The sequence below is a fragment of the Streptomyces sp. NBC_01237 genome, assembly GCF_035917275.1.
GTDB lineage: Bacteria > Actinomycetota > Actinomycetes > Streptomycetales > Streptomycetaceae > Streptomyces.
Genome location: NZ_CP108508.1, coordinates 5,046,565 through 5,072,071, shown reverse-complemented (window position 1 = coordinate 5,072,071; position 25,507 = coordinate 5,046,565). Strand labels below are relative to the sequence as shown.

Here is a 25,507-nt window from a genome sequence, read left to right as displayed (position 1 = left end):
CCCCACGGGTAGACCTCCGGTCGCACGCCGTCCCCTACGGGTCGCCGACCCGCTGTACGCCCACCGGCCGATACCGTCCGGGCCACGAACGTGCGGACACCGTGCGCGGATACCGTTTCGACGGGACGGGCGGTGATCGATACAATCGCCGGTCTGCCCGCCTCCCGCACCGTGGTACCGGCCTCATGCCGGCAGCCGGGGGAGCGCCGCCGGCCGGACGGAAACCGGCCGACAGCCCGTACGCGCGTCCCAGCGCGTACCCCATGCGAACGCCCCTTGAGAGCGGACCGCCCGACTCCGTCGTCACCGGAGCGGCACGGTCCGCCGTCCTGCGTTGAAGAGCCGGAGGCAACACCGTGCCCGCGCACGTAGCAGAAAGCGATTCCACCACCGACCCCCTGGCACACGAACGCGCCCATCTCGCCGCGTCCCGCGCCGCCCTGCGCGCCATGCGCGAGGACGTCCAGGCCCTCGACATCCGCGATGTCACCGCGAACTGGGTCAACGCCGTCGTGCTCCAGGCCCAGATCGACGACCGCATCAAAGCGCTCGCCGACCTCTCCCACACCCCGCTGTTCTTCGGCCGCCTCGACTATCTGCACCCCGTCGGCGGCGAACTCGCCGAGGGCGCGGAGGGCGAGCAATTCTACATCGGGCGGCGTCATGTGCACGACGCCGTCGGAGACCCGATGGTCATCGACTGGCGTGCGCCGGTCTCCCAGCCGTACTACCAGGCGTCCCCGAAGAACCCCCAGGACGTCGGCCTGCGCCGCCGGTTCGGTTACACCGGCGGCGAGCTGACCGCGTACGAGGACGAGCACCTCACCGACCCGACGGAGGCCGCGCAGACCAGCAGGCTCCTCCAGACGGAGATCGAGCGTCCTCGCGTCGGGCCGATGCGCGACATCGTGGCCACGATCCAGCCCGAGCAGGACGAGATCGTCCGCAGCGACCTGGGCGGCACGGTCTGCGTCCAGGGAGGTCCCGGCACCGGCAAGACCGCCGTCGGCCTGCACCGTGTCGCGTACCTGCTCTACGCGCACCGCGACCGGCTCGCGCGCACCGGCACGCTCGTCATCGGGCCGAACCGGTCCTTCCTGCACTACATCGAGCAAGTCCTCCCCGCCCTGGGCGAGCTGGAGGTGAAGCAGGCCACCGTCGACGACCTGGTGACGGCGCACGTCGAGGTCCGGGGCACCGACGAGGCGGCCGCCGCCGTCATCAAGGGCGACGCCCGGATGGCACAGGTGCTGCGGCGGGCGATCCGTTCGCATGTGACGCCGCCGACGGAACCGGTCGTGGTGGTGCGCGGGTCGCGCCGCTGGCGGGTGCCCGCGTACGAGCTGGCGGAGATGGTCGACGAACTGCTCGCCCGCGACATGCGCTACGGCGCCGCCCACGAGGCGCTGCCGCAGCGGATCGCGCACTCCGTCCTCGTACGGATGGAGGAGGCCGGCGAGGCTCCCGACGACCGGGTGCAGAACGCGGTGGCCCGCAACCCCTCGGTGAAGGCGGCCGTGAAGGCGATCTGGCCCGCGGTGGACCCGGCCAAGCTGGTGCTGCGGCTGCTGTCGGACGCGGAGTTCCTGGCCGCTCACGCCAAGGGGCTGCTCAGCGAGGACGAGCAGAAGCGGATCCTCTGGGCGAAGCCGGCCCGGAGCGTGAAGTCCGTGAAGTGGTCGGCGGCGGACGCGGTGCTGATCGACGAGGCCGGTGACCTGGTGGCCCGTACGCACTCGCTCGGCCATGTCGTCCTCGACGAGGCGCAGGACCTGTCCCCGATGCAGTACCGGGCGGTGGGGCGCCGCTGTTCGACCGGTTCGGCGACCGTGCTCGGCGACCTCGCGCAGGGGACGACGCCGTGGTCGACGGAGAGCTGGGCGCAGGCGCTGTTCCACCTGGGCAAGGCGGACGCGGTGGTCGAGGAGCTGACCGCGGGCTTCCGTGTGCCGCGCGAGGTGATCGCGTACGCCTCGCGGCTGCTGCCGGAGATCTCACCGGGCCTGGCCGCGGTCGAGTCGGTACGTGAGTCGCCGGGCTCGCTCGTCGTACGGGAGGTGGCGGGCGCGGACGTCCTGGACGCGGCGGTCGTCGCGGCGTGCGAGGAGTCGCTGGGCCATGAGGGGTCGATCGGGCTGATCGCGGCCGACGCCCGGATTCCGGCACTGGCCGAGGCGCTGACGGCGGCGGGGCACGCCTATCTGTCCCCCGGCGAGGAGACGACCGCCGAGTCACGGCTGACGCTGGTGCCCGCGTCGCTGGCCAAGGGCCTGGAGTACGACTACGTGGTGCTCGACGAACCGGCGGCGGTGGTCGACGGTGAGCCGGACGAGCGGACGGGGCTGCGGCGGCTGTACGTGGCGCTCACCCGGGCTGTGTCGGGGCTGACGGTGCTGCATGCGGGGGGGTTGCCGGGGGCGCTGCGGTAGGTGGGGCGGGGGTGCCTGCGGTAGATGGGGCGGGGCGCCTGCGGCGGGCTGTCCCCTGCCCGCCCCTTCCCGAAACCGGGGGCTTCGCCCCCGGGCCCCCTTTTGTCCTCAATCGCCGGACGGGCTTGAGGTGGCCGTGGTGGTCCGGACGGGCTCGAAGTGGCCGGAGTCGCCCCGCTCCTCAAGCCCCTCCGGCGCTTGAGGAGCGGAACCGGTGCGTCAGCCGTCGAGGGCCTCGCGCCACTCGCGTACCGCTGCCGCGGCCACCGGGTGCGACCAGCCCCGCGGGCGGGCGGCGCCGCCGATGTGGACCGCGTCGATGCCCGCCGCGAGCAGGCGCGGCAGGTGGTGGAGGTGGAGGCCGCCGCCGACCAGGATCTGCGGCTCGTAGCCCGGCTCTCGCGTGCGGGCCGCCTCGGCGAGGAGTGTCGGGATGCCCTCCTCGACCCCGGCGGCCGAGCCCGCGGTGAGGTACGTGTCGAGGCCGGGCAGGTCCGCGAGCTGCTTGCGCAGGGCGTCGCGGTCCGCGGCCCGGTCGATGGCACGGTGGAAGGTCCACCGGCAGCCGTCCAGCTCCGCGAGAATCCGCTCGACGGTCACGAGGTCGGGGTAGCCCTCCTCGTCCAGGAAGCCGAAGACGAACTCGTCGGCCCCCTCCGCCCGCATCTCCCGCGCCTTCTCCAGCAGGAGGTCGATGTCACCGGCGGCGAATCCGTCGACCACCCTGAGCATCACGCGCAGGGGGATGTCCACGGCGGACCGGATCGCCGCGAAGGTCTCCCGGGACGGGGTCAGGCCGTCGGCCGCCATATCGGTGACCAGTTCGAGGCGGTCTGCACCACCCGCCTGTGCGGCGACCGCGTCCTCAGCGTCGAGGGCGATCACCTCCAGGACTGCACGGTTGCTCATGGATCCCCATTCCTCCAGATAACAGCTATAGGTCTAGTCCAATAGTCAGCCTACGGGTCAGCCACCTGAAGGCGCAGCTCTCCATGTGAACGCGTGACCGCGAAGATACGCGAGCGCACGCCGCAGACGAGTGAGGGCGCCTCCCCGGAACCACTTGCCTTTCACACCCCTCAGGGGTATACATGAAGCAGCATTAGATACCCCCTAGGGGTATCCAGGACCACGCCAGGGAGGAACCCGTGTCCGCGCACCCCGCCGCACCCGCAGCCAGCAACGCGGCCCGTACCACCGGCGCCGCAGCAGAGGTCGAGCTCGCCATCGGTGGCATGACCTGCGCCTCCTGCGCGGCCCGCATCGAAAAGAAGCTGAACCGGATGGACGGCGTCGAGGCCACCGTCAACTACGCCACGGAGAAGGCCAGGGTCAGCTACCGGGGCACGGACATCTCCGTAGAGGATCTGATCGCCACCGTCGAAGCCACCGGGTACACCGCGCAGGAGCCCGCCCCGGTCTCACGCGCCGGGGACGACGGGCCCGGCGAGAGCGCCGAGGACGACGCGCTGCGGCCCCTGCGGCAGCGGCTCCTCACCGCCGTGGCGCTCGCCGTGCCGGTCATCGCGATGGCGATGATCCCGGCCCTCCAGTTCGACTACTGGCAGTGGCTCTCGCTGACCCTCACCGCGCCCGTCGTCACGTACGCCGCCTGGCCGTTCCACCGCGCCGCCTGGACCAACGCCAAGCACGGCGCGGCCACCATGGACACCCTGATCTCGGTCGGTACGTCGGCCGCGTTCCTGTGGTCGCTGTGGGCCCTGTTCTTCGGCACGGCGGGCATGGTCGGCATGACCCACCCGTTCGAGCTGACCATCGGCCGCAGCGACGGCGCCGGGAACATCTATCTCGAAGCCGCCGCCGGGGTCACGGCCTTCATCCTGGCCGGGCGCTACTTCGAGGCCCGCTCCAAGCGGAAGGCGGGCGCCGCGCTCAAGGCGCTCCTGGAACTGGGCGCCAAGGAGGTCACCGTTCTGCGCGACGGCCGCGAGGTGACCATGCCGACCGCCGACCTCCAGACCGGTGACCGCTTCCTGGTCCGCCCCGGCGAGAAGATCGCCACCGACGGCACCGTGGTCGAGGGCGCCTCGGCCGTCGACGCCTCCATGCTCACCGGCGAGTCCGTCCCCGTGGAGGTCGGTGTCGGCGACTCCGTCACCGGAGCCACGCTCAACGCGGGCGGCCGGCTCGTCGTGGAGGCGACCCGGGTCGGCTCCGACACCCAGCTCGCCCGCATGGCGAAGCTGGTCGAGGACGCCCAGAACGGCAAGGCCGCTGCCCAGCGCCTCGCCGACCGGATCTCCGCCGTCTTCGTCCCCGTCGTGATCGCCCTCGCGCTCGGCACCCTCGGCTTCTGGCTCGGCAACGGGGCGGGACTCACCGCCGCGTTCACCGCCGCCGTCGCCGTCCTGATCATCGCCTGCCCCTGCGCCCTCGGACTCGCCACCCCGACCGCCCTCATGGTCGGCACCGGACGCGGCGCCCAGCTCGGCATCCTCATCAAGGGACCCGAAGTCCTCGAAACCACCCGACGCGTCGACACCATCGTCCTCGACAAGACCGGCACCGTCACCACCGGCAAGATGACGCTGCTCGCCGTCCACACCGCCGAAGGCACCACCGAAGCCGACGTCCTGCGCCTCGCCGGAGCCCTGGAACACTCCTCCGAACACCCCATCGCCCAGGCCGTCGCCGCCGGAGCCACCGCCGAGGTCGGCGAACTCCCCACCCCCGAGGACTTCGCCAACGTCCCCGGTCTCGGAGTCCAGGGCATCGTCGAGGGCCACGCGGTACTGGTGGGCCGCGAGAAGCTCCTCGCGCAGTGGGAGATCCACCTCACGGTGGAGCTGGAGCGCCTGAAGCTGCAGGCGGAGGCCGCGGGCCGTACGGCGATCGCGGTCGCCTGGGACGGCGAGGCGCGGGCGGTCCTGGAGGTGGCGGACGCGGTCAAGGACACCAGCGCGGAAGCCATCGTCCGGCTGAGGGCCCTCGGGCTCACCCCGATCCTGCTCACCGGCGACAACCGGGCGGTGGCGGAGTCGGTCGCGGCCGAGGTCGGCATCGACGAGGTCTACGCGGAGGTCATGCCGGAGGACAAGGTCGACGTCGTCAAGCGCCTCCAGGCCGAGGGCCGTTCGGTCGCGATGGTCGGCGACGGAGTCAACGACGCGGCCGCCCTCGCCCAGGCCGACCTGGGCCTGGCGATGGGGACCGGGACGGACGCCGCGATCGAGGCCGGCGACCTGACGCTGGTGCGGGGCGACCTGAGGGCCGCCGCCGATGCCATCCGGCTGTCGCGCAAGACGCTCGGCACCATCCGGACGAACCTGTTCTGGGCCTTCGCCTACAACGTCGGCGCGCTGCCGCTGGCCGCGGCCGGACTGCTCAACCCGATGATCGCGGGGGCCGCGATGGCCTTCTCCTCGGTCTTCGTGGTCGGCAACTCGCTGCGACTGCGCGGGTTCAGGGCGGGATCGTAGAAAGCGAGATCACAGGGAGCGGGGGCGCGGAAGCGGGGCGTTGCGACGAAGAGGCCCCTGTCCGCCCACCACGAACCGGACCCGCGTTCCCGGCACGGCCTGCGCCGCCGCCGGGAGCGCGGGTTCCGGCACGACCCCGACGACCGGGTAACCCCCGGTCGTCGGATGGTCGTTGAGGAACACCACGGGCCGCCCGTCCGGCGGGACCTGAACCGCCCCGAGCACCACGCCCTCGCTGGGCAGCTCCTCCTCGCGGGCCCGCACCAGAGCCGGGCCCTCGGTGCGCAGGCCGATGCGGTTGCTGTGCGGCGAGACCCGGTACACGGCGGTGGTGAACGTACGCAGCGCGGCGTCGGTGAACCAGGTGTGGCGGGGGCCGAGGCTCACGGGGAGCACCAGCTTGGTGGGCGCGGCGGGCCAGGGCACGGCGTCGGGGAGCGGTGGGCCGTACGCCGCCGGGACGCCGAGCGGGAGTACGTCGCCGTCGCGCAGGGGCGGGGGCCCGAGCCCCGAGAGCAGGTCGGCCGAGCGGCTGCCCAGCACCGGTTCCGGCACGAGGCCGCCGGCGAACGCCAGATAGCCGCGCAGGCCGGACGCGGCGGGCCCGACGTCGAGGACCGCACCCGCCGGTACGCGTACGGGGGCGCCCCAGGCCACCGGCCGGCCGTCCACCGTCACCCGGCACACCGCACCGCCGACGACGGCCACCACGGTCCGGTCCGGACGGACCGCGCAGCCGGTGACCGTGGTCTCCAGGACGGCCGCACCGGGCGGGTTGCCGGCCAGCCGGTTGGCCAGGCGGGCCGCGGGCGCGTCCAGGGCCCCGGCCCGGCCCACCCCGAGGTGCGCCCAGCCGGTCCGCCCCTCGTCCTGCACGGTGGTCAGGGCACCGGCCCGGATCACCTCCAGTACCTGGGTCATCGACGCGCCTCCGCCCCGACGTCCGCGTCCCGCTCGCCCGTCCGCTCCACCGTGACGTCCCCCGTCCCCGTCACCGTCACCGTCCCCGTCTCCGCCGCCGCCGCCGCGACGAACCTCACGCGCGTGCCCGGTCCCAGGAGCGCCGCCGGTTCGCGGGCCGGGTCCCACAGGGTGTCCGGGCCCGGCATCCGGCCGATGAGCTGCCAGCCGCCGGGCGAGGGACGCGGATAGACCCCGGTGTAGGGCCCGGCGAGGGCCAACGCCCCGGCCGGGACCTTGGTGCGCGGGGTCGTGCGCCGGGGCACGTGCAACCGCTCGGGCAACCCGGTGAGATAGCCGAAGCCGGGCGCGAAGCCGCAGAAGGCCACCCGGAATTCGGTACGGGAGTGGATGCGGGCGACCTCGTCGGCGGCGACGCCCCAGACCGCGGCGACCTCGGCGAGGTCCGGGCCGTCGTAGACGACGGGGATCTCCACGGCCGCACCGGTGTCGCGGCGCAGTGGCGGTATCCGCCAGGAGGCGAGAGCGCGGGCGAACCTGGCCATGGCGTCGGGGGTGTGGTCCGCGATGCCGTCGAGGAGGACCGTACGGGCGCCGGGGACGATCTCGCGGACGGCGGGGAGCTCACCGCGGGCGCGGCGGCGGAGCAGTTCGGCGTGGAACGCCTCGGCGTGTTCGCCGCGGGACAGTTCGACCAGGAGCGCCTGCCGCCCGGCGGGGAGCACCCGCACCCCGCCCTCGTGGCCCCCGGCCTCACCGAGAGCCGCAGGCACCCCGGACGCCCCACGCGCCCCGCTCACATGAACGCCCGCACCGAGACGCCCGCCTCTTCCAGCGCCACCCGTACCCGGCGCGCGAGTGCCGCGGCGCCCGGGGTGTCGCCGTGGACGCACAGCGAGCGCGCCGCGACCGGTATCCGGCTGCCGTCGGCCGCGGTCACCGTCCGCTCGACGGCCATCCGGACGCTGCGGCGTACGACCTCGTCCGCGTCGTGCACCACCGCGCCCGGCTCACCGCGCGGGACCAGGGTGCCCCGCGCGGTGTACGCCCGGTCGGCGAAGGCTTCCTGAACGGCGGGCAGGCCCGCGGCCCCGGCGTGGGCGAGCAGCCGGGAGCCGGGCAGACCGAGGACGCCGAGGCCGCCGCCCGCGAGCCGGACGCCCTCGATGACGGCGGCGGCCTGGTCGTCGTCCCACACTGCGCGGTTGTAGAGGGCGCCGTGCGGCTTGACGTAGGAGACCGTGGCACCGGCCGCCTCCGCGAAGACCCGCAGAGCACCGATCTGGTACGCGATCTCGGCGGTCAGCTCGGCGGCGGGCACGTCCATCGAGCGTCGCCCGAAACCGGCCAGATCCCGGTACGAGACCTGGGCCCCGATCCGTACGCCGCCGGCCGCCGCCGCGTCGCAGACCCGCCGCATCACGGAGGCGTCGCCCGCGTGGAAGCCGCAGGCCACATTGGCGCTGGTGACACAGGCGAGGAGCGCGTCGTCGTCGGTGAGGGTCCAGTGCCCGAAGCCTTCACCGAGGTCCGCGTTGAGATCCATCATCACGGGCGCACGCTAGCGATTGTTCAACAATCTGACAAGGCCCGGTCCGGGGAACGGGACGCCCGTACGGTTCACTGGGCGTGCACAGCACGCACACGCACCACACACGGCACAGCGGACACGGCGACAAGCAGGGGCGGGGCATGGCAGGCGCGACGTCAGGGACCGGAGCGGGAGCAGGGGCAGCGGGGCGGACCGGAACTCCCGATCTCTCCGAACTGGCGGCCGACAGCGCCTCCCTGTCCCGCTCCGGCACCGCCGAACGCGTCGCCGCCATCCTGCGTGACCGGATCTCGCAAGGCTACTTCCCGCCCGGCAGCCGGCTCTCCGAGGAGTCCATCGCCGGTGCGCTGGCCGTGTCCAGGAACACCCTGCGCGAGGCGTTCCGGCTCCTTTCCCACGAGCGCCTCCTGGAACACCGCCTGAACAAGGGCGTCTTCGTCCGCATCCTGGCCGTCGACGATCTGGTGGACATCTACCGCGTACGCCTGCTGGTCGAGTGCGCGGCCCTGCGGGCGCTGGGCGAACCGCCGTACGACGTGACGGAGGTCGAAGCCGCCGTGGCGACCGGTGAGAAGGCCGCGCTGGCGGACGACTGGGCCGCCTGCTCGACCGCGAACATCCGTTTCCACCAGGCCCTGGCCGGGCTGGCCGGCAGCGCGCGCACCGACGAACTGATGCGCAACGTCCTGGCCGAGCTGCGGCTGGCGTTCCATGTGATGGCCGACCCGCGCCGCTTCCACGAGCCCTACCTGACCCGCAACAGGGAGATCACGGACAGGCTCGCCGCGGGCGACGCGGCGGGCGCCGAACGACTGCTGGCCTTCTATCTGGAGGACTCCCGCCGCCAGCTCGCGGAGGCGTACGCGGAACGGCTCACGGGCCAGTACAGCTAGCCCGAGGAGCGTCGAGACGGCCCCGACGCGGCACACGGACCCGACGCCGCACAAGGCAGGCGGCGGACAGCGGGCCGCAGGCGACGGACGGCAGACGGCAGGCGGCGGACGGCGGACGGCGGACGGCGGAAAACGGCCAGGCTCCTCATGCCTCCCTCCACCCCCTCACTCCGCCCGCACGTACCACCCACCCGGGCGGATCCCGAGCGCACCCCCCGCTTTCCGATCCATGCACCCCACACTCTTGTGGGCTTGTTCAACAATCGCCTAACGTCTCCGCGATACCTCGTCTGATCAGGACCCCGCGAGCCCCTGTGCCCGCATGTCCATACGCGGAAGAAGGCCGACGCGTGATCGTTCTCCTCGGCGTGCTCGTGGTGATCCTCGGATTCGCCACCCGCCGCAATCCCCTCCTCGTGGTGGGTGTCGCCGGCATCGTCACGGGCCTGCTCGGCAAGCTCTCCCCGCAGGAGGTGCTGGCCACCTTCGGCGAGAGCTTCGCCTCCGCGCGCTCGGTGACCGTCTTCGTCATCACCCTCCCCGTGATCGGGCTGCTGGAGCGCTACGGACTCCAGGAACAGGCCCGCACGCTGATCGGCAGGCTCGGCAGCCTGACCACCGGCCGCTTCCTGGCCCTGTACCTGCTGATCCGCCAGCTCACCGCCTCCGTCGGCCTCACCAGCATCGGCGGGCCCGCCCAGAGCGTGCGCCCGCTGATCGCCCCGATGGCCGAGGCCGCCGCCGAGGCGAAGGCGGGCGGCCCGCTGCCGGAGAAGCTGCGCGAGAAGGTCCGTTCGCACGCCTCGGGGGCGGACACCATCGGAGTCTTCTTCGGTGAGGACTGCTTCATCGCCATCGGCTCGATCCTGCTGATCACCGGGTTCGTCAACTCGACCTACGACCAGCACCTCGAACCCCTGCACCTGGCGCTGTGGGCCATCCCGTCCGCGATATGCGCCTTCCTGATCCACGGCGGACGACTGCTCAACCTGGACCGTCAGCTGGAGCGCGAACTGGCCGTCGCCGCCGCCGAGAACGCATCGTCGGCGCACGCCGCCCGCCGGACGGAGGACTCCAAGTGATCAAGTCCGAGTACTTCTTCTGGCTCGTCGGCGCGGTGTTCCTCGTCATGGCCGGGCAGATGGCCATGGACCGCACCAACCCCAAGCGCTTCGGCTCGGCCGGATTCTGGGGCCTGCTGGGTGCCGCGTTCTTCTACTCCACCGGAGTCGTCGAGGACTCCCTGCCCGCCGAACCCCTCGGCGTCGCCGTCCTGGTCCTGATCGTGCTGGGCGGCTTCGGCCTCACCGGCAAGGGCGAGTCGCGCACCCCCTCGCGCGAGAAGCGCGCCGCGACGGCCGCCCGCTTCGGCAACAAGCTGTTCCTCCCGGCCCTCACCATCCCCGTCGTCGCGATGATCTGCGCGACGCTCGTGAAGGACTGGAAGATCGGCGGCGAACCGGTCCTGGAACCGGGGTACGAGACCATCCTCGGCCTGGGCGTCGGCGCCATCGCCGCACTGGCCGTCGGCATGGTGGTGCTCCGCGAGCGCAGCATCGCCGTACCCCTGCACTCCGGCCGCAACATGCTCGAATCGATGGGCTGGGCACTGCTCCTGCCGCAGCTCCTCGCCGTCCTCGGCTCGATCTTCCAGTCCGCGGGCGTAGGCGAACAGGTCCGCAGGATCAGCGAGGCGGTGCTGCCCGAGGGCCGGCAGCTGGTGGCCGTGGTGGTCTACTGCTGCGGCATGGCCCTGTTCACCATCGTCATGGGCAACGCGTTCGCGGCCTTCCCGGTGATGACGGCGGCCATCGGCTGGCCCGTCCTGATCGAGCAGATGAACGGCAACGCGCCCGCCGTCCTCGCGATCGGCATGCTCTGCGGCTTCTGCGGCACCCTCGTCACCCCCATGGCCGCCAACTTCAATCTGGTCCCCGCGGCCCTCCTCGAACTCAAGGACCAGTACGGCCCGATCAAGGCACAGCTCCCCACGGCCGCCGCGCTGCTGGTCTGCAACATCGCGATCATGGCGCTGTTCGCCTTCTGAACCACCGAACCGCCGGGCCACCGAACCACTGGGGCCGGTGCCTGTTCGCGTCCTGACCCGAGCCGCCGAACAGCCGCCCCGGCACAACCCCGGAACACCCCGGCACCCCCGCACACCCGTACCCTCACCCGCCCGCACCCCCTCTGGAGTGATCTCGATGCCCTCCGCGTCCCTCAGCCCGGTCCCCGCTCCGTTCCCCGCCCCGTACGCCGTTCCGTTCGCCGAACTCGCCCTCGCCAACGTCGTACGCGAATACCCCAACGCCCCGGCCCACCTGTACGCGGGCCCCGAGGAACTGGTCGCGCCGCGCACCCTGCATCCCGCGTTCTACGGGGGCTTCGACTGGCACTCCACGGTGCACATGCACTGGCTGCTCGTCCGCCTCCTGCGCCGCTTCCCGGCCGGCGGCGAGCTTCCGGCCACGCTCACCACCCGTATCCACGAAGTCCTGAACACCCACCTCACCCCGCGGAACCTCGCCGTGGAAGCGGACTACCTGCGCGGCCGGCCCCACTTCGAGCGCCCCTACGGCTGGGCGTGGCTCGTGGCGCTGGCCGCGGAGTGCCGGGTGCTCGGCACCCCCGACGGCGACCGCTGGGCCGACGCCCTGGCCCCCGCCGTCGACACGGTCGGCGACCTGCTCACCGGCTGGCTGCCCCGGGCCACGTACCCGATCAGGCACGGGATCCACGGCAACAGCGCGTTCGGGCTGGGCCTGATCCTGGACGCGGGCGAGCGTGCCGGACTGACCGCACCCGTGCTCGACGCGGTGGCGGACCGGATCCGCGACTGGTTCAGCGCCGACCACGACGCGCCCACCCACTGGGAGCCCTCCGGCCAGGACTTCCTCTCCCCGGCCCTGACCGAGGCGGACGCGGTGCGCAGGGTGCTGCCCGCCGAGGAGTTCCGCGGCTGGCTGGCCGCGTTCCTGCCGGGTCTGGCCACCTCCTCGCTGCTCACCCCGCCCGTGGTCTCCGACCACGCGGACCCCTACATCGGCCATCTGCTGGGCCTCACCCTGAGCCGGGCGGCGGCTCTCCGGACGATCGCCGCGGCGCTGCCCGAGGGCCCGGAGCGCACGGCACTGACCGAGTCCGCCGAGGCACACCTGACGGCGGGCCTCCCCACGGTGTCGTCGGGCGACTTCACGTCGGACCACTGGCTGGCCACGTTCGCCGCGCTGGCCCTGGACACCGCGCCGGGCCACTGACGATCCGGCCGGCGCTCCCCCGACCCGCGCGCACGGTCCGCGCGGACGGGGGCTCTAGGGTCGGCCCATGACCGACACCACACCCTCCGGACCCGACGACGACGGCGCCCGCACCGCCGCACTCCGCGACCGCTGGCGGGAGGCCCTCGTCGCCGCCCGGTCCGGGGCGCCGGGCCCCGATCCGCTGCCGTACGCCGACAATCTCCTGGCCCGCTGGGCGGAACCGCAGCGCCGGTACCACACGGCCGCCCACCTGGCGGCGGTCCTGGACCACGTCGACACGCTGGCCGCCCATGCCGACGACCCGGCGGCGGTACGGCTCGCCGCCTGGTTCCACGACGCGGTGTACCGCCCGGACCGCACGGAGAACGAGGAGCGCAGCGCCGCACTCGCCGAGCGTGCGCTGCCCGAGGCGGGCGTCCCGGCGCCCGTCACCGCGGAGGTCGCCCGGCTGGTCCGGCTGACGGTCACCCACGACCCGGCGGACGGCGACCGCAACGGCGAGGTGCTGTGCGACGCGGACCTGGCGATCCTGGCGGGCGGCCCGCGGGAGTACGGGGCGTACGCGGCACAGGTGCGCGAGGAGTACGGATTCGTGCCGGACGCGGCGTTCCGGGAGGGCCGGGCGGCGGTGCTGCGGCAACTGCTGGAGCTGCCGCGCCTGTTCCGTACGCCGCACGGGGTGGCGGAGTGGGAGCCGAGGGCGCGGCAGAACCTGACGACGGAGCTGGACCTGCTGTCGTCGGCACGCGCGTCGGAGGAGTAGGACGACGGCAGGCGGCAGCTCGGGCCCGAGGACCGGGCCAACCGGGCCAACCGTGTCATCCGTGTCATCCGTGTCATCCGGGAGGCGACTTTCCCGGCCCGAGGACCGGGACAAACCGGGAGGCGACAGCTCGCGTCCGAGGAGTGGGACGGCCGGGAATGCAACGGGCATGATCCGTGTTGGGGCCTGTCATGCCCGACTCTGCCTCTCGCCGCACCCGTATGCCACTGGCCGTATACATCCTCGGCCTCTCGGTCTTCGCTCTCGGCACCAGTGAGTTCATGCTGTCCGGGCTGCTGCCGCCCATCGCCGACGACATGAACGTGTCCATTCCGCGCGCCGGACTCCTCATATCCGCCTTCGCGATCGGCATGGTGGTCGGCGCACCGCTGCTCGCCGTGACCACGCTCCGGCTGCCGCGCAAGACGACGCTGATCACCCTGATCTCGGTCTTCGGCCTCGGTCAGATCGCGGGTGCGCTGGCTCCGACGTACGAGGTGCTCTTCGTCTCCCGGGTGGTCAGCGCGTTCGCGTGCGCGGGCTTCTGGGCGGTCGGGGCGTCGGTGGCCATCGCGATGGTGCCGGTGAACGCGCGGGCGCGGGCGCTGGCGGTGATGATCGGCGGGCTGTCGATCGCGAACGTGCTGGGTGTGCCGCTGGGGGCGTTCCTCGGTGAGCACCTGGGCTGGCGGTCGGCGTTCTGGGCGGTGGGTGCGGCGTCCGCCGTGGCGCTGGTCGGGGTCGCGACGCGCATCCCGCACATCCCGCTGCCGGACCGGAAGCCGGAGCTGCGGCAGGAGCTGTCGATCTACCGGGACCGGCAGGTCTGGCTGTCCATCGTGATCACGGCGCTCGCGGCGGGCGGTGTCTTCTGCGCGTTCAGCTATCTCGCGCCGCTGCTGACGGATGTGGCGGGCCTGGACTCGGGCTGGGTGCCGTGGATCCTCGGCCTGTTCGGGATCGGTGCGCTGGTCGGTACGACGATCGGCGGCCGGGTCGCGGACGCGCACCTGTTCGGGGTACTGCTGAGCGGTGTGACGGCGTCGACGGTGTTCCTGACGGCGCTGGCCCTGTTCGCCTCCAGCCAGATCATGGTGATCGCGCTGGCCTTCCTCCTGGGCCTGTCGGCGTTCTTCACGGCGCCCGCGCTCAATGCCCGGTTGTTCAACGTGGCGGGCGCGGCCCCGACACTGGCCGGTGCGACGGCGACCGCCGCGTTCAACCTGGGCAACACGAGCGGCCCGTGGCTGGGCGGCACGGTGATCGACGCGGACTTCGGCTACGCGGCCACGGCCTGGGCGGGAGCGGCGATGACGGTGCTGGCCCTGGTGGCGGTGGTCGTCTCGCTGCGGCTCCAGCGCGGCGGCGGTTCCCCGTCCCGCGAGGTGGCGAAGAGCGTGGTCCCCGCTACCCGGGAGCCGGCCGCCCCTTCGGTCTGCGCAGCCCCGCAGCAGTGAGGCGCCGGACCAGCTCCTTGGAGCCGATCTCCCGCGCCCCGGCCCGCACCGCGTCCCCGTACCGGGCCTCCGGTATGTCGTAGTGGTCCCGCTCGAAGGCGCGCGGGGGGCAGCCGATCGCGGCGGCGAAGACATGCAGTTCCTCGAAGGACACATCGCTGACCAGGTGCGACCAGAGCCGGCCGTGCCCCGGCCAGTCCGGCGGATCGATGTAGACCGTCACCGCCGCAGCACCCCGCTCAGCGCCCCCACCGGCGCCACCCGCACGGTCGCCTTGGTGCACACCCAGTGCGGATCGGGCCCCAGCTCCGGCTCGACGTCCAGGGCATGCGGCCCGCCCTCGTCGGCACACACGGGACACAGCGGCCACCGCCCGTACCGCTCCAGCAGGGCGTCCTGCACATCCTGAGCGATCAGCCCGACGACGAACCCCGCCCCCTCGGGCCACTGCTCGACCCACCAGCGCCGGTGCGTCACCGCGTCCTCGACGAGCGAGACGATCTCGGCCTCGGCCACGTCTCCGGCGGCGAGATCGGCCATGACGAGCGCGCGAGCGGTGTGCAGTGCCTGCTCCAGGGGGTTCAGCTCCATACAGCCATTGTCCCCCCACGACGCGGTACGCCCGTGCCTCCGGCGGGTGGGGACGGGGCGGCCTGCCGCTCCTTGATCAGCGAACTCGTCGGACGTGTCCTGCGAGAACCAGCTTCCGAGGAGTTGGGCGAGCTGTCCGGCCGGGGGGATTGCGCGCGTACTCCCGGATCTGCTGCTCCGCGACGGACAGGGCCCAGGGCCGGGCATGCCAGGTACTCGCGTCCGGCGAGCGCCATGGCTTGCGACAGCACCCGGCCGACCGGCTCGGCCCGCGACGGCCAGGCGGCCTTGATGGCAAGACGGGGCCGGGTGCCCTGGGCCAGCCGGCGGTGGATGGCCTGTTCCTTGCGGGTGACGACCTGCTGGGTCGCCCAGTGGGCGGTTCGGTGGGTGGTTTCAGGTGGCGTCGAAGGACCAGAAGAGGCCGACCTCGTCGTCGGAGACAGCTATCAGACCGGCGTCCCAGTCGTAGCGGCTGAGCGGATTGGTCGAGCGGACCGGCTGGGCGTAGAAATCTGGCTCCTCGCCTTCCCATCCAACATTCGAATAGAAACGGGTCTTTGACGGGAATCGCGAGAGAACGACGCGAGCACGGTGCTCCATCTCGGGTCTCCGCCGGTCGAACTCCCATTCACGCGAGACGTCAAGCCAATTGGTGGCGAGCGTGACCAGCAGCGATTCCACCGAACTGCGGGGCAGCTCGAACACCCTCCTGCTCCACAGGGACGCGTCCGACGACGTATTCGTGGGTGGCGGAACGAAAGGGAACGCCGGGTCATCCGTGCGCTCCTCCTCTTCGGCATCAGGATCAAGGGATGCCCACCCCCTGGGGTCCCGCGCCTCACCACGCATGATGGACCAGGCGTCGTGCCACCATTCCTCGTGCTCACGTCGAGTGACAGCAACGAATGTATAGCGATAGAACAGAGCGAGAGCATCGGCCCAATCCTCCGCATCCGCATCTCTCATCATTCCCCCCTCCTCACCCATCAGCACCCGGCTGCCCGTACTCCGCCCGGAAGCCCCCGAGCCGGTCCGCCACCAGCGCGAGCCAGGCGCCGGGTGTGTACGGAGCCTGCGGATCGACCTCCATCCCCAGCTCGGCTACGGCGAGGGCGTAGTCGGCCTCATCAAGGCGGAGGGCAAGCAGTTCGTGCAGTTCGCCGACGAGTCGGGCCACGAGCGTACGGTCCACCGTGCTGCCGTAGTCGTCGATGGCCGCATCGTGGTCGGCGAACTCGTCGGGCATGTCCTGCGAGAACCAGCCTCCGAGGAACTGGGCGAGCTCGGGAAAGCGCGCGCGCCATTCCCAGTGCGTCTCCGGTACGGCCGACGGAGGCGGGACTTCGCCTTCCTCGACGCTGTGCTTGATGTGGTCGGCGAGCAGGAAGAACCAGCCCTGGATCTCGGACTCGGGCAGGCCCACATCCGGCACCGAATAGAACTCGCCGAGGCGCAGCCGCAGCCGGCCGGGGGGATTGCGCGCGTACTCCCGGATCTGCTGCTCCGCGACGGACAGGGCCCAGGGCCGGGCATGCCAGGTATGCCGCAGGTACGCCTGGAGGGCGCGACTAGGCATCTCCGGGGCATCATCGGCGTTCTCACCGAGGTACGCGCCGGCAACCTGGTCCAACTCGCCGTACCGGCGGTCGAATTCGAGTGGCTTCATGGACACGCGGTCAGCCTCTACACGTAGATCGGAAAGGTGGCGAGCACAACGAAGCCGTGCGGGCTCGTCGGCTCACGTCTGAGCACCACCCGCGCGGCCCGCACATCGATGGGCTCGCGCCCGGCGAGCGCCATGGCCTGCAACAGCACCCGGCCGACCGGCTCGGCCCGCGACGGCCAGGCGGCCTCGATGGCAAGACGGGGCCGGGTGCCCTGAGCCAGCCAGCGGTGGATGGCCTGTTCATTGGTGGTGACGACCTGCTGGGTGGCCCAGTGGGCGGTTTCCCTGTCGGGGTAGGTCGCGGAACGGGTGAGCACGGTGTCCTCGGTTCGGTGGGTGGTCAGCGGGCGTCAAAAGACCAGAACATGCCGACCTCGACGTCGGAGACGGCAATCAGACCGGCATCCGCGTCGTACTGGGTGAACGGGTTTACACCAGTAGCCGCCATGACGTAAAAGTCTGGATTCTCGCTCCCCCATCCGGTGTTCGCGTAGAAACGGGTTGCCGCCGGAAAGCGAGAGAGCAGGGCTCTGGCCCTCTCCTCCATCTTCGGTCTACGACGGTCGAACTCCCACTCACGCGTGACGTCCAGCCAAGCACTGGCGAGTGTGACCAGCAGCCTCTCGACCGAGGTTCGTGGGATCTCCTTTACGCGATTCCGCCACAGGTCCACCTCAGCCGCGTTCGCAGGAGGCTGCTGAAAAGGGAAAATCGGGTCCTCCCGTCGCTCGTCCTCACCCTCATGAGGGTCGAGCGACCGCCACCCCCGAGGGTCCCGCGCTTCGCCCCGCATGATGGACGCGACGTCGTACCACCACTCCTCGTGCTCGCGATGAGCAACGGAGACAAACGTGAAACGCTCGAAAAGCACCAAGGCCTCCGCCCAAGCCTCTTGTCCGAGATCGGTCACTACACGCTCTCCTTCATGCAGGCATCGATGTCACAACAACAAAGGGCGGGTTGAGATCGGGGTCCCACTTGAGCCTGGTCTGCACCCCGTAAACGTCCTTGACCGGTGTGGCCTGATCGTTCACGACTCTCGAGTTCCGGCCGGTCACCGCTGATCCTGAAAGAGGGCCAAGGTTCGGCACCGAGTCGACGGTGAAGACATCCGTAGGAGGGTCGGGGGGCGGATTCTTCAACCAGTTCTGAATGTGCGTGGTGTTCTTTCGCACACAGTATTGGGTGTATCTCTGCGCCGACTCCAGGTCGGGAAAGCTCGAAGCCGCAGGAATGGTGGGCTTGCCCGCCCCATTGGCCTGGTCCTCCAGACGCAGGAGCAGTTGGCTGTCGGTCTTTCCCACATGCTTGTCGATCGTGTGCCCGCCAACGAGCTCTTCGTTCGTCGCCAGATCCAGCGAATACACATAAGGAACCTGGCTCTCGGGCCGCTGCCAGCTGTGCTCCTTCTTGAACTCGTTGAGCGACCTGGCACCATAGCCCTGAGCACGCGCCTGCTCCGCCTGGAACGTGGGTGCACTGCGCAGCGCGAAATCCAATTCCGGCTTGAGGTTTTTCAGCTTGTCGGCAGCTTCGTGGAACTGGCGATGATGATCCTCGACCACCGCATTCATGCCGGTCTTGTCCATATGGGACCGAAAAGTGATGACGATTTCAGCAAATGCCATCGTCGCCGCAAGTCGGGTCAACTCCATCAGGTCGAGGCCGACCGTCAGATCCTTTACCGTCGCGTCAGCCGCCTCCTTGGCATACCTCACCTTCAAGCCACGGTTCTTCTCGGCAAGGTCGGCCAATGGGTCCAGGATTCCCTGGACAGCGTCCGCCGTCTTCCGCAGCACGTCGATGATGGGGCGGCGCCCGGCGGGGACCGTTCCGCGACTGGTCTTCCAACTACGCCCCTGCGGTGCCCGCTGCCCTTCTTCGTTGCGGGTGCGCCCCCATTCGGTGGTTCCCCAGATCGTCTGGCAGAACGCTCGCATCGCCCCCTGCCACTCGCTGTCCCCCTGAGGGTCGGTGAGGTACGCAATGGCGTCGGTCAGCTCCTCGGCGGACTTCGCCGCGTCCTTGGCGATCTCCCGCCACGCGACCGCCATTCCTCGGAGTTCATCGTCCCTGGCACCCGGGGTGATCTCATGGACCTTACCGAGGCGGAGGCCATGCTCGATCGCCGGCCGGATGACGTCCGCGAGGAAGTCGGGGATCTCGCCGAGAATCCCCGATATCTGCCAGGAATCGGCGTCCTCACCCGTACCCGTCCACTTGATTTCGTTGACCGGGCCGTAGGGCGGGGTCTTATTGATGACCACAGGCTCGGGCCGCTTCACCGGTGGAGGGCCCTTCCGCCCCCGAGCCTCCCAGTCGGCCTGGGCGTAGTTGTTCGCGGTGACGGTCAGGCCCACCGCCGCGCCTCCGATGCTCACCACACCCCTCCCCCAGACCTCCAGGAACTTTCCCACCACCGCCATGTACTCGGCGGCGAACGCTTCGGCACCCGACCCGGCCCCTGCCGACTGGCTGTACTTGTTCAGGGCGTCGACCAGCTTCACACCGCGCTGATCGTGGGCATCCTGTCCGTCCCGCACCAGCTCCGAGGCGTGGTAGACGTGTGGGGGCCGAATGTCGAAGCCCCCTCCCTGCGAGGGCGGTGGAGGCGGCGGGCCGGCCATCAGGCAGCCCCCCAGCCGCGCAGTACGGCCTGGTGAGCCGCCGCGTAGTTGATATGGCCGGCGACCACCACCTCTTGAAGCCAGGCCTGGGCAGCCTCCAGGTCCTGCGCCGAGTGATCCCACTTGTCGAGTTCATCGACAAACGCCTGGCGCGCCTCGCCCTCCCACGTCAGGACCACCTGCTCCACCCGGGGGTAGAGCAGGTCCAGCTTCTCGTTGAGTTTCTTGAGTATGTCCTCAAGATCAGCGGAGAGGTTTCGCAAAGTCGCAAAATCCACGGCTATGGAATCGTCGTCCGATGGCATGTGTCCCCCGATGTCACAGGTCGTTGATACGGCTGCGCGGCGTCGCTCCGGTGTGCACCCCGCCGTTCTGGTTCGGTGTGGAGAGCGCGTTCGCCTCTGCGGCCACGTCGACGGCGTTCTGCATCCGCCGGAATTGGCCCATGATCTCCAGCTCCTGCTCCGTGAAGCCGTCCCGACTCAGGCGCACGGCCTGTTCCAGGATCTTCATGACGCCCCTGATCCGCACAGCGTCTTCCGCGGCTCCCCGATGGAGCGCCCTGTACGCCTTGGCTGCGGGGCCACGCCAGCCCGCCTCGATCACATCGACGATCTCGTCCATGCGTTTTACCTGTTTGGTCAGGTATTCCTGCATTTCGTCGAGATCGTCAGCCAGGTCGGTCAATCGGTGATCGACCACCCGGAGGATCTGCCCGTCCACCGGATTCCCCCCATCCGTCAGCCCATTAACGCCCATTCGCCACGGGCCGTGCGACCAAATTAACAACTCGCACCCGGGCGCCCCCGCCAGGTCCCGCACATTTCGCCACGTACATTCCCGACACCGCCCGCCACCGAAAAGAATCGGCCCGGATTCATCTGAAATCGCGCCACCCACGCGCCCACCCCAGCGGCCCACCCCGTCGGCCCGGCCGGGCCGCCCGGCCGGGCCGACGGGGCCTACGGGGCCTACAGGGCCGACGACCGACAGGACCTGCGCCCGCCCCGACCCCCGCACCCAAGGACCCTCCAGAGGTAGGGACCAAAGGGGGGTTGACGGACCGCAGGGCTGAAAATATCTTTCAAGAGTGACCAATGACGTGAAGGAAATTTTCAGCGGCGACTCCCCGCCCGCTCCCGCGGCCCTCGCCGCCAAGGTCCGGACCCTTGCGCCCTCCATGACCCGCTCCATGCAGCGCGTCGCCGAAGCCGTCGCGGGGGACCCGGCCGGATGCGCCGCCCTCACCGTCACCGGTCTCGCCGAGCTCACCGGCACCAGCGAGGCCACCGTGGTCCGCACCGCCCGGCTCCTCGGTTATCCCGGCTACCGGGACCTGCGCCTGGCGCTCGCCGGGCTCGCCGCGCATCAGGAGTCCGGCCGGGCGCCCGCCGTCACCGCGGACATCGCCGTCGACGACCCGATCGCGGACGTGGTCGCCAAGCTCGCCTACGACGAGCAGCAGACCCTCGCCGACACCGCCGCCGGGCTGGACACCGTGCAGCTCGGGGCCGCCGTCGCCGCCGCGTCGACCGCCCGTCGCATCGACATCTACGGCGCCGGGGCCTCCTCCCTCGTCGGCCAGGACCTGGCGCAGAAGCTGCTCCGGATCGGGCTGATCGCGCACGCCCACATGGACCCGCACCTCGCGGTGACCAACGCCGTGCAGCTCCGTTCCGGTGACGTGGCCATCGCCATCACGCACTCCGGGTCGACCAGTGACGTCATAGAACCGCTCCGGGTCGCCTTCGACCACGGGGCGACGACCGTCGCGATCACCGGCCGGCCGGACGGCGCCGTCACGCAGTACGCGGACCATGTGCTGACCACGTCCACCGCCCGCGAGAGCGAGCTGCGGCCGGCCGCCATGTCGAGCCGTACGAGCCAGCTCCTCGTCGTGGACTGCCTGTTCATAGGGGTGGCCCAGCGGACGTACGAGACGGCCGCCCCGGCACTCGCCGCGTCCTACGAGGCGCTCGCCCACCGCCACAACCCCCGCACCCGCTGAACCGTACGAGACCGAGAAAGCAGAGCCGCTCCTCATGACCTCCACCACCGACGCCAACACCGACGCCAACACCGGCGGCTACGGTGAGCTGCGCGCCCAGCTGGCCACTCTCACCACCGAGGCATTCCGACCCGAGCTCGCCGAGATCGACCAGCTCCCCACGCGGGAACTGGCGCGCATCATGAACGGCGAGGACAACAGCGTCCCCGCCGCCGTCGCCGCGCGGCTGCCGGAGATCTCGGCCGCGATCGACGCCACCGCCGAGCGCATGGCACGCGGCGGCCGGCTGATCTACGCGGGCGCGGGCACCGCGGGCCGCCTCGGGGTCCTCGACGCCAGCGAGTGCCCGCCCACCTTCAACACCGACCCGTCCGAGGTCATCGGCCTGATCGCGGGCGGCCCGTCCGCCATGGTCAAGGCCGTCGAGGGTGCCGAGGACAGCAAGGAGCTGGCCGCCGCCGACCTGGACGCGCTGAAGCTGACCGCCGACGACACGGTGGTCGGCATCTCCGCCTCCGGCCGCACCCCGTACGCCATCGGCGCCGTCGAACACGCCCGCGCCCTGGGCGCGCTGACCATCGGTCTCTCCTGCAACGCGGACTCGGCGCTCGCCGCCGCCGCCGAGCACGGCCTGGAGGTCGTCGTCGGCCCCGAGCTGCTCACCGGCTCCACCCGCCTCAAGGCCGGTACGGCGCAGAAGCTCGTCCTCAACATGATCTCGACGATCACGATGATCCGGCTCGGCAAGACGTACGGGAATCTGATGGTCGACGTCCGCGCCTCCAACGAGAAGCTGCGGGCCCGCTCCCGCCGCATCGTCTCGCTGGCCACCGGCGCCTCCGACGCCGAGATCGAGGCCGCGCTCGCCGCCACCGACGGCGAGGTGAAGAACGCGATCCTCACCATCCTCGGCCGGGTCGACGGACCCACCGCCGCCACGCTCCTGACCGACTCCGACGGTCACCTCCGCGCCGCCCTCGCGGCCGTACGCACCACCTGACCCACCGGCACCACTCCCGCACCCCCGCACAGCAAGGCACCACGCACATGGCCACAGAAGACAAGAACCGCGCCACTGCCGCCGCGATCCTGCCGCTCGTCGGTGGCGCCGCGAACGTCAGCTCCATCGCCCACTGCATGACCCGGCTCCGCCTCGGTCTGCACGACCGTTCCCTCGTCGACGACGAGGCCCTGAAGGCCGTCCCCGCCGTCATGGGCGTGGTCGACGACGACACGTACCAGATCGTCCTCGGCCCCGGTACGGTCGCCCGCGTCACGCCGGAGTTCGAGAAGCTGGTCGAGGAGGGCCGGGCCGCCGCTCCGGAGCCCTCCCCCGCGGCCGGCCCCGTCTCCGCCGACGAACTGGCCGCGCAGGGCGCCGCCATCAAGGCGCAGCAGAAGGCGAAGAACGCCACCCCGTTCAAGCTGTTCCTGCGGAAGATCGCGAACATCTTCGTCCCGCTGATCCCGGCCCTCATCGGCTGCGGCATCATCGCGGGCCTCAACGGCCTGCTGGTCAACCTGGAGTGGCTGCCCTCCGTCACCCCCGCACTCGCCGCGATGGCCTCCGGCTTCATGGCGCTGATCGCGGTGTTCGTCGGCTACAACACGGCGAAGGAGTTCGGCGGTACGCCGATCCTCGGCGGCGCGGTCGCGGCGATCATCGTCTTCCCGGGCGTCGCGAACATCGACGCGTTCGGCCAGACCCTCTCCCCCGGCCAGGGCGGTGTGCTCGGCGCGCTGGGCGCGGCGGTGCTCGCGGTGTACGTGGAGAAGTGGTGCCGCCGCTGGGTGCCCGAGGCCCTGGACGTCCTGGTCACCCCGACCCTGACGGTCCTGATCTCCGGCCTGGTGACCATCTTCGGCCTGATGTACGTGGCCGGTGAGGTCTCCTCCGCCATCGGTACGTTCGCCGACTGGCTGCTGTCCAACGGCGGTGCGGGCGCGGGCTTCGTCCTCGGCGGTCTCTTCCTCCCGCTGGTGATGCTGGGTCTGCACCAGGCCCTGATCCCGATCCACACCACGCTGATCGAGCAGCAGGGTTACACGGTCCTGCTCCCGATCCTCGCGATGGCAGGCGCGGGCCAGGTCGGCGCGGCGGCGGCCGTCTACTTCCGCCTCCCGCGCAACGAGTCGATCCGCCGCACCATCAAGTCCGCCCTCCCCGCAGGTCTGCTGGGCGTCGGCGAACCCCTGATCTACGGTGTCTCGCTGCCGCTGGGCCGCCCCTTCATCACGGCGTGCGTAGGCGGCGCGTTCGGCGCGGGCTTCGTGGGTCTGTTCAACCAGCTCGGCGACACGGTCGGCTCCACGGCCATCGGCCCGTCCGGCTGGGCCCTGTTCCCGCTGCTCGACGGCAACCACGGCCTGGGCTCGACGATCGCCATCTACGCGGGCGGCCTGCTCGTCGGCTATGTCGCCGGGTTCCTCGCCACGTACTTCTTCGGCTTCAGCAAGGACCTGCTGACGGAGTTCAACGTCTCCCAGGAGCCCGCCCCCTCCGCGGTCACCGCCACGGGCGGCCACCCCGCGGCAGCCCCGGGAACACCCCCCGGCGCCGCTGGCCCCGAGACCGGCCCCGGCTCCCCCACGAAGGAACCCGCGGGGGTCTGACCGCCCTTCGTACGGCAACGGCTACGGCACCGGGTCATGTGGCAGCGCTGCACATGACCCGGTGCCGTAGCCGTCGGTGGCGCCGTGCGGTTACGGAGCCACGGGGCCCGGGAACTCCGAGGTCGGCAGCGACACAGCGAAGGGCGCGGGGAGCACGAGAGTCTTTCCGAACGGCACCGGGTCGGACCGCTTGTACGTACCGTCCTCGTTCGGCTCGGTGAACAGCGTGGTCATCGGGCCCCGCATGTCGAACCTGTCGATCAGCAGGTACATCGGGACACCGGCGCGCGCGTAGGCGCGGTACTTCTTCGTCCGGTCCTCCCGCGCGTTCCCCTTGGAGGTGATCTCCACGATGAGCAGGGCTTCCGACGCATCGAGCGGGTCGCTGGTCTCCGGGTCGGCCGCCGCGATCAGCTCGGTCGGCATGACCACGAGATCCGGCACATACAACTTGTCGAGCGGGGCGACGTGGACGCCGAGAGTCTGGTAGATGCCCAGTTCTTCCGGAATCCCCCGGTACAGACAACGCTGCACCGCCTCGGCGATGCCGTTGTGGTGTGCATGTGGCGGTGGTACCAAGACGATCTGCCCCTCGTCGATCTCGGCGCGCCATCCCTCGGGCACGTCCAGTTCACGCCATGTCTGCAACAGGTAGTCCCACGCGCGCCCTTCGGATGCCTGGTCGTTCTCGACCAACGCTGCGGTCATCGCGGGTCCCTTCTTCCGTGGCCTTACGGGGGGAGAGTAGATCGAAGATCTCACGGCAGTCGTCGTTCCCACCAGCGTCCCACGAACGGGTGGCGACCGGCGAGAGGCGCCGTCCCGCAAGGCGCACGCGCCACCGCCCGCATCCCCTCACGCGGTAATCACGACGATGCCCGGGAAAATTATTTCGCCCAGGGTGTGTAGGGATTTCGTTCACGGGCACCAGATGCATCGGAGGTTGATACATATGGTTCCCCTGATACTCGTTCTTCTGCTCGCCCTGATCCTTTTCGGTGCCGGTTTCGCACTCAAGGCACTGTGGTGGATCGCCATAATCGTGCTGGCGATCTGGCTGATAGGATTCTTCGTCCGTCCGACCGCGAGCGGCGGCGGGCGCGGCCGGTGGTACCGCTGGTAGCCGCGCCTGACCTGCACGGACAGTCTCCTCAGTGCAGACGTCAGTACAGATGACGAGTGGGCCCGGACGGATCTCCGTCCGGGCCCACTCGCGTTCCCGCGCCCCCTGGACATACGAACGGAAGAAATCACGCATGAGATCCGCAGACCCGGGCACCCGAT

26 protein-coding genes and 1 pseudogene are annotated in these 25,507 nt (G+C 70.8%); 12 read left to right on the top strand and 15 right to left on the bottom strand.

Annotated elements, in window-relative coordinates:
* Window positions 1-356 precede the first annotated feature (356 nt).
* A complete protein-coding gene (locus tag OG251_RS22580; protein WP_326678865.1) occupies window positions 357-2,429 on the top strand; it encodes a HelD family protein in 2,073 nt (690 codons plus the stop codon).
* A 219-nt stretch (window positions 2,430-2,648) separates the two neighbouring features.
* On the opposite strand, the gene OG251_RS22575 is transcribed toward OG251_RS22580, so the two are convergent.
* Window positions 2,649-3,338: a copper homeostasis protein CutC gene (locus OG251_RS22575; protein WP_326678864.1), complete on the bottom strand. Its 690-nt coding sequence runs from the start codon at window positions 3,336-3,338 to the stop codon at window positions 2,649-2,651.
* Window positions 3,339-3,577: 239 nt separating this feature from the next.
* Here OG251_RS22575 and OG251_RS22570 point away from each other — a divergent pair, with 239 nt between their 5' ends.
* On the top strand, window positions 3,578-5,869 hold the full coding sequence (locus OG251_RS22570) for a heavy metal translocating P-type ATPase (RefSeq protein WP_326678863.1): 2,292 nt from the start codon (window positions 3,578-3,580) through the stop codon (window positions 5,867-5,869).
* Between the two features lie 9 nt (window positions 5,870-5,878).
* Here the strand turns inward: OG251_RS22570 and OG251_RS22565 are convergent, their stop codons facing one another.
* From OG251_RS22565 to OG251_RS22555, 3 genes are read right to left on the bottom strand one after another with little or no spacing between them, the layout of a single operon-like run.
* On the bottom strand, window positions 5,879-6,790 hold the full coding sequence (locus tag OG251_RS22565) for a biotin-dependent carboxyltransferase family protein (protein ID WP_326678862.1): 912 nt from the start codon (window positions 6,788-6,790) through the stop codon (window positions 5,879-5,881).
* On the bottom strand, window positions 6,787-7,563 hold the full coding sequence (locus OG251_RS22560) for a 5-oxoprolinase subunit B family protein (RefSeq protein WP_326678861.1): 777 nt from the start codon (window positions 7,561-7,563) through the stop codon (window positions 6,787-6,789). The genes OG251_RS22565 and OG251_RS22560 overlap by 4 nt, the downstream gene beginning before the upstream one ends.
* Before the next feature lie 23 nt (window positions 7,564-7,586).
* On the bottom strand, window positions 7,587-8,336 hold the full coding sequence (locus tag OG251_RS22555) for a LamB/YcsF family protein (RefSeq protein WP_326681363.1): 750 nt from the start codon (window positions 8,334-8,336) through the stop codon (window positions 7,587-7,589).
* A 146-nt stretch (window positions 8,337-8,482) separates the two neighbouring features.
* Between OG251_RS22555 and OG251_RS22550 the strand changes: the two genes are divergently transcribed.
* The 6 genes from OG251_RS22550 (at window position 8,483) to OG251_RS22525 (ending at window position 14,715) form a co-directional block, all read left to right on the top strand.
* The gene (locus OG251_RS22550; RefSeq protein ID WP_326681362.1) at window positions 8,483-9,235 is read left to right on the top strand and encodes a GntR family transcriptional regulator; all 753 of its coding nucleotides are present in this window, start codon (window positions 8,483-8,485) and stop codon (window positions 9,233-9,235) included.
* Window positions 9,236-9,585: 350 nt separating this feature from the next.
* A complete protein-coding gene (locus OG251_RS22545; protein ID WP_326678860.1) occupies window positions 9,586-10,317 on the top strand; it encodes a DUF969 domain-containing protein in 732 nt (243 codons plus the stop codon).
* The gene (locus OG251_RS22540) at window positions 10,314-11,282 is read left to right on the top strand and encodes a DUF979 domain-containing protein (protein WP_326678859.1); all 969 of its coding nucleotides are present in this window, start codon (window positions 10,314-10,316) and stop codon (window positions 11,280-11,282) included. Before OG251_RS22545 ends, OG251_RS22540 begins: the two co-directional genes overlap by 4 nt.
* Before the next feature lie 157 nt (window positions 11,283-11,439).
* On the top strand, window positions 11,440-12,492 hold the full coding sequence (locus tag OG251_RS22535; RefSeq protein ID WP_326678858.1) for a DUF2891 domain-containing protein: 1,053 nt from the start codon (window positions 11,440-11,442) through the stop codon (window positions 12,490-12,492).
* Window positions 12,493-12,559: 67 nt separating this feature from the next.
* On the top strand, window positions 12,560-13,258 hold the full coding sequence (locus OG251_RS22530) for an HD domain-containing protein (RefSeq protein ID WP_326678857.1): 699 nt from the start codon (window positions 12,560-12,562) through the stop codon (window positions 13,256-13,258).
* Between the two features lie 221 nt (window positions 13,259-13,479).
* Window positions 13,480-14,715 (top strand): Cmx/CmrA family chloramphenicol efflux MFS transporter, encoded by a 1,236-nt coding sequence (locus tag OG251_RS22525; protein ID WP_326681361.1) that lies wholly within the window; start codon window positions 13,480-13,482, stop codon window positions 14,713-14,715.
* On the opposite strand, the gene OG251_RS22520 is transcribed toward OG251_RS22525, so the two are convergent.
* The 10 genes and pseudogenes from OG251_RS22520 to OG251_RS22475 form a co-directional block, all read right to left on the bottom strand.
* Window positions 14,666-14,938: a DUF4031 domain-containing protein gene (locus OG251_RS22520; RefSeq protein WP_326678856.1), complete on the bottom strand. Its 273-nt coding sequence runs from the start codon at window positions 14,936-14,938 to the stop codon at window positions 14,666-14,668. The two genes, OG251_RS22525 and OG251_RS22520, sit on opposite strands and share 50 nt — an antisense overlap.
* Entirely contained in the window at window positions 14,935-15,306 is a 372-nt protein-coding gene (locus OG251_RS22515; protein ID WP_326678855.1) for a hypothetical protein, read from the bottom strand. The genes OG251_RS22520 and OG251_RS22515 overlap by 4 nt, the downstream gene beginning before the upstream one ends.
* Window positions 15,307-15,521: 215 nt before the next feature.
* A pseudogene (locus OG251_RS22510) lies at window positions 15,522-15,752 on the bottom strand (RNase A-like domain-containing protein); the annotation flags it as partial.
* Window positions 15,703-16,278, bottom strand: coding sequence for a hypothetical protein (locus OG251_RS22505; RefSeq protein WP_326678854.1), 576 nt, complete (start codon window positions 16,276-16,278; stop codon window positions 15,703-15,705). The pseudogene OG251_RS22510 and the gene OG251_RS22505, both read right to left, overlap by 50 nt.
* A 10-nt stretch (window positions 16,279-16,288) precedes the next feature.
* Window positions 16,289-16,981 carry a contact-dependent growth inhibition system immunity protein gene (locus tag OG251_RS22500; RefSeq protein WP_326678853.1) on the bottom strand — a complete coding sequence of 231 codons (693 nt, stop codon included), beginning with the start codon at window positions 16,979-16,981 and terminating at the stop codon, window positions 16,289-16,291.
* 11 nt (window positions 16,982-16,992) lie between these two features.
* Complete coding sequence (locus tag OG251_RS22495) at window positions 16,993-17,319, bottom strand: RNase A-like domain-containing protein (RefSeq protein ID WP_442818430.1); 327 nt, start codon at window positions 17,317-17,319, stop codon at window positions 16,993-16,995.
* The gene (locus OG251_RS22490; protein ID WP_326678851.1) at window positions 17,316-17,885 is read right to left on the bottom strand and encodes a hypothetical protein; all 570 of its coding nucleotides are present in this window, start codon (window positions 17,883-17,885) and stop codon (window positions 17,316-17,318) included. Before OG251_RS22490 ends, OG251_RS22495 begins: the two co-directional genes overlap by 4 nt.
* 13 nt (window positions 17,886-17,898) lie before the next feature.
* Complete coding sequence (locus OG251_RS22485) at window positions 17,899-19,482, bottom strand: RNase A-like domain-containing protein (protein ID WP_326678850.1); 1,584 nt, start codon at window positions 19,480-19,482, stop codon at window positions 17,899-17,901.
* A gap of 119 nt (window positions 19,483-19,601) precedes the next feature.
* Window positions 19,602-19,907, bottom strand: coding sequence for a WXG100 family type VII secretion target (locus tag OG251_RS22480; RefSeq protein WP_073718659.1), 306 nt, complete (start codon window positions 19,905-19,907; stop codon window positions 19,602-19,604).
* A gap of 13 nt (window positions 19,908-19,920) precedes the next feature.
* Window positions 19,921-20,361 (bottom strand): WXG100 family type VII secretion target, encoded by a 441-nt coding sequence (locus OG251_RS22475; RefSeq protein WP_385889482.1) that lies wholly within the window; start codon window positions 20,359-20,361, stop codon window positions 19,921-19,923.
* A 331-nt stretch (window positions 20,362-20,692) separates the two neighbouring features.
* On the opposite strand from OG251_RS22475, the gene OG251_RS22470 reads away from it, so the two are divergent.
* Genes OG251_RS22470 through OG251_RS22460 form a run of 3 tightly spaced genes read left to right on the top strand, consistent with a single transcriptional unit; the run spans window position 20,693 to window position 24,223 of the window.
* Window positions 20,693-21,610 (top strand): MurR/RpiR family transcriptional regulator, encoded by a 918-nt coding sequence (locus tag OG251_RS22470; protein WP_326678849.1) that lies wholly within the window; start codon window positions 20,693-20,695, stop codon window positions 21,608-21,610.
* A gap of 34 nt (window positions 21,611-21,644) precedes the next feature.
* Complete coding sequence (gene murQ, locus OG251_RS22465) at window positions 21,645-22,610, top strand: N-acetylmuramic acid 6-phosphate etherase (RefSeq protein WP_326678848.1); 966 nt, start codon at window positions 21,645-21,647, stop codon at window positions 22,608-22,610.
* Window positions 22,611-22,657: 47 nt separating this feature from the next.
* Window positions 22,658-24,223, top strand: a complete 1,566-nt coding sequence (locus OG251_RS22460) for a PTS transporter subunit EIIC (protein WP_326678847.1) — start codon at window positions 22,658-22,660, stop codon at window positions 24,221-24,223.
* A 90-nt stretch (window positions 24,224-24,313) separates the two neighbouring features.
* Here OG251_RS22460 and OG251_RS22455 read toward each other — a convergent pair whose 3' ends face one another.
* Window positions 24,314-24,931, bottom strand: a complete 618-nt coding sequence (locus tag OG251_RS22455; protein WP_326678846.1) for a Uma2 family endonuclease — start codon at window positions 24,929-24,931, stop codon at window positions 24,314-24,316.
* Window positions 24,932-25,175: 244 nt separating this feature from the next.
* Here OG251_RS22455 and OG251_RS22450 point away from each other — a divergent pair, with 244 nt between their 5' ends.
* Window positions 25,176-25,346, top strand: coding sequence for a hydrophobic protein (locus OG251_RS22450; RefSeq protein WP_326678845.1), 171 nt, complete (start codon window positions 25,176-25,178; stop codon window positions 25,344-25,346).
* The last annotated feature ends 161 nt before the right edge of the window (window positions 25,347-25,507 follow it).

Coding starts and splice junctions, on each gene's coding strand:
- OG251_RS22575 (WP_326678864.1), bottom strand. CDS start 3,338: ATGAGCAACCGTGCAGTCCTGGAGGTGATCGCCCTCGACGCTGAGGAC.
- OG251_RS22565 (WP_326678862.1), bottom strand. CDS start 6,790: ATGACCCAGGTACTGGAGGTGATCCGGGCCGGTGCCCTGACCACCGTG.
- OG251_RS22555 (WP_326681363.1), bottom strand. CDS start 8,336: ATGGATCTCAACGCGGACCTCGGTGAAGGCTTCGGGCACTGGACCCTC.
- OG251_RS22550 (WP_326681362.1), top strand. CDS start 8,483: ATGGCAGGCGCGACGTCAGGGACCGGAGCGGGAGCAGGGGCAGCGGGG.
- OG251_RS22535 (WP_326678858.1), top strand. CDS start 11,440: ATGCCCTCCGCGTCCCTCAGCCCGGTCCCCGCTCCGTTCCCCGCCCCG.
- OG251_RS22530 (WP_326678857.1), top strand. CDS start 12,560: ATGACCGACACCACACCCTCCGGACCCGACGACGACGGCGCCCGCACC.
- OG251_RS22525 (WP_326681361.1), top strand. CDS start 13,480: ATGCCACTGGCCGTATACATCCTCGGCCTCTCGGTCTTCGCTCTCGGC.
- OG251_RS22515 (WP_326678855.1), bottom strand. CDS start 15,306: ATGGAGCTGAACCCCCTGGAGCAGGCACTGCACACCGCTCGCGCGCTC.
- OG251_RS22505 (WP_326678854.1), bottom strand. CDS start 16,278: ATGATGAGAGATGCGGATGCGGAGGATTGGGCCGATGCTCTCGCTCTG.
- OG251_RS22480 (WP_073718659.1), bottom strand. CDS start 19,907: ATGCCATCGGACGACGATTCCATAGCCGTGGATTTTGCGACTTTGCGA.
- OG251_RS22475 (WP_385889482.1), bottom strand. CDS start 20,361: ATGGGCGTTAATGGGCTGACGGATGGGGGGAATCCGGTGGACGGGCAG.
- murQ (WP_326678848.1), top strand. CDS start 21,645: ATGACCTCCACCACCGACGCCAACACCGACGCCAACACCGGCGGCTAC.
- OG251_RS22460 (WP_326678847.1), top strand. CDS start 22,658: ATGGCCACAGAAGACAAGAACCGCGCCACTGCCGCCGCGATCCTGCCG.
- OG251_RS22455 (WP_326678846.1), bottom strand. CDS start 24,931: ATGACCGCAGCGTTGGTCGAGAACGACCAGGCATCCGAAGGGCGCGCG.
- OG251_RS22450 (WP_326678845.1), top strand. CDS start 25,176: ATGGTTCCCCTGATACTCGTTCTTCTGCTCGCCCTGATCCTTTTCGGT.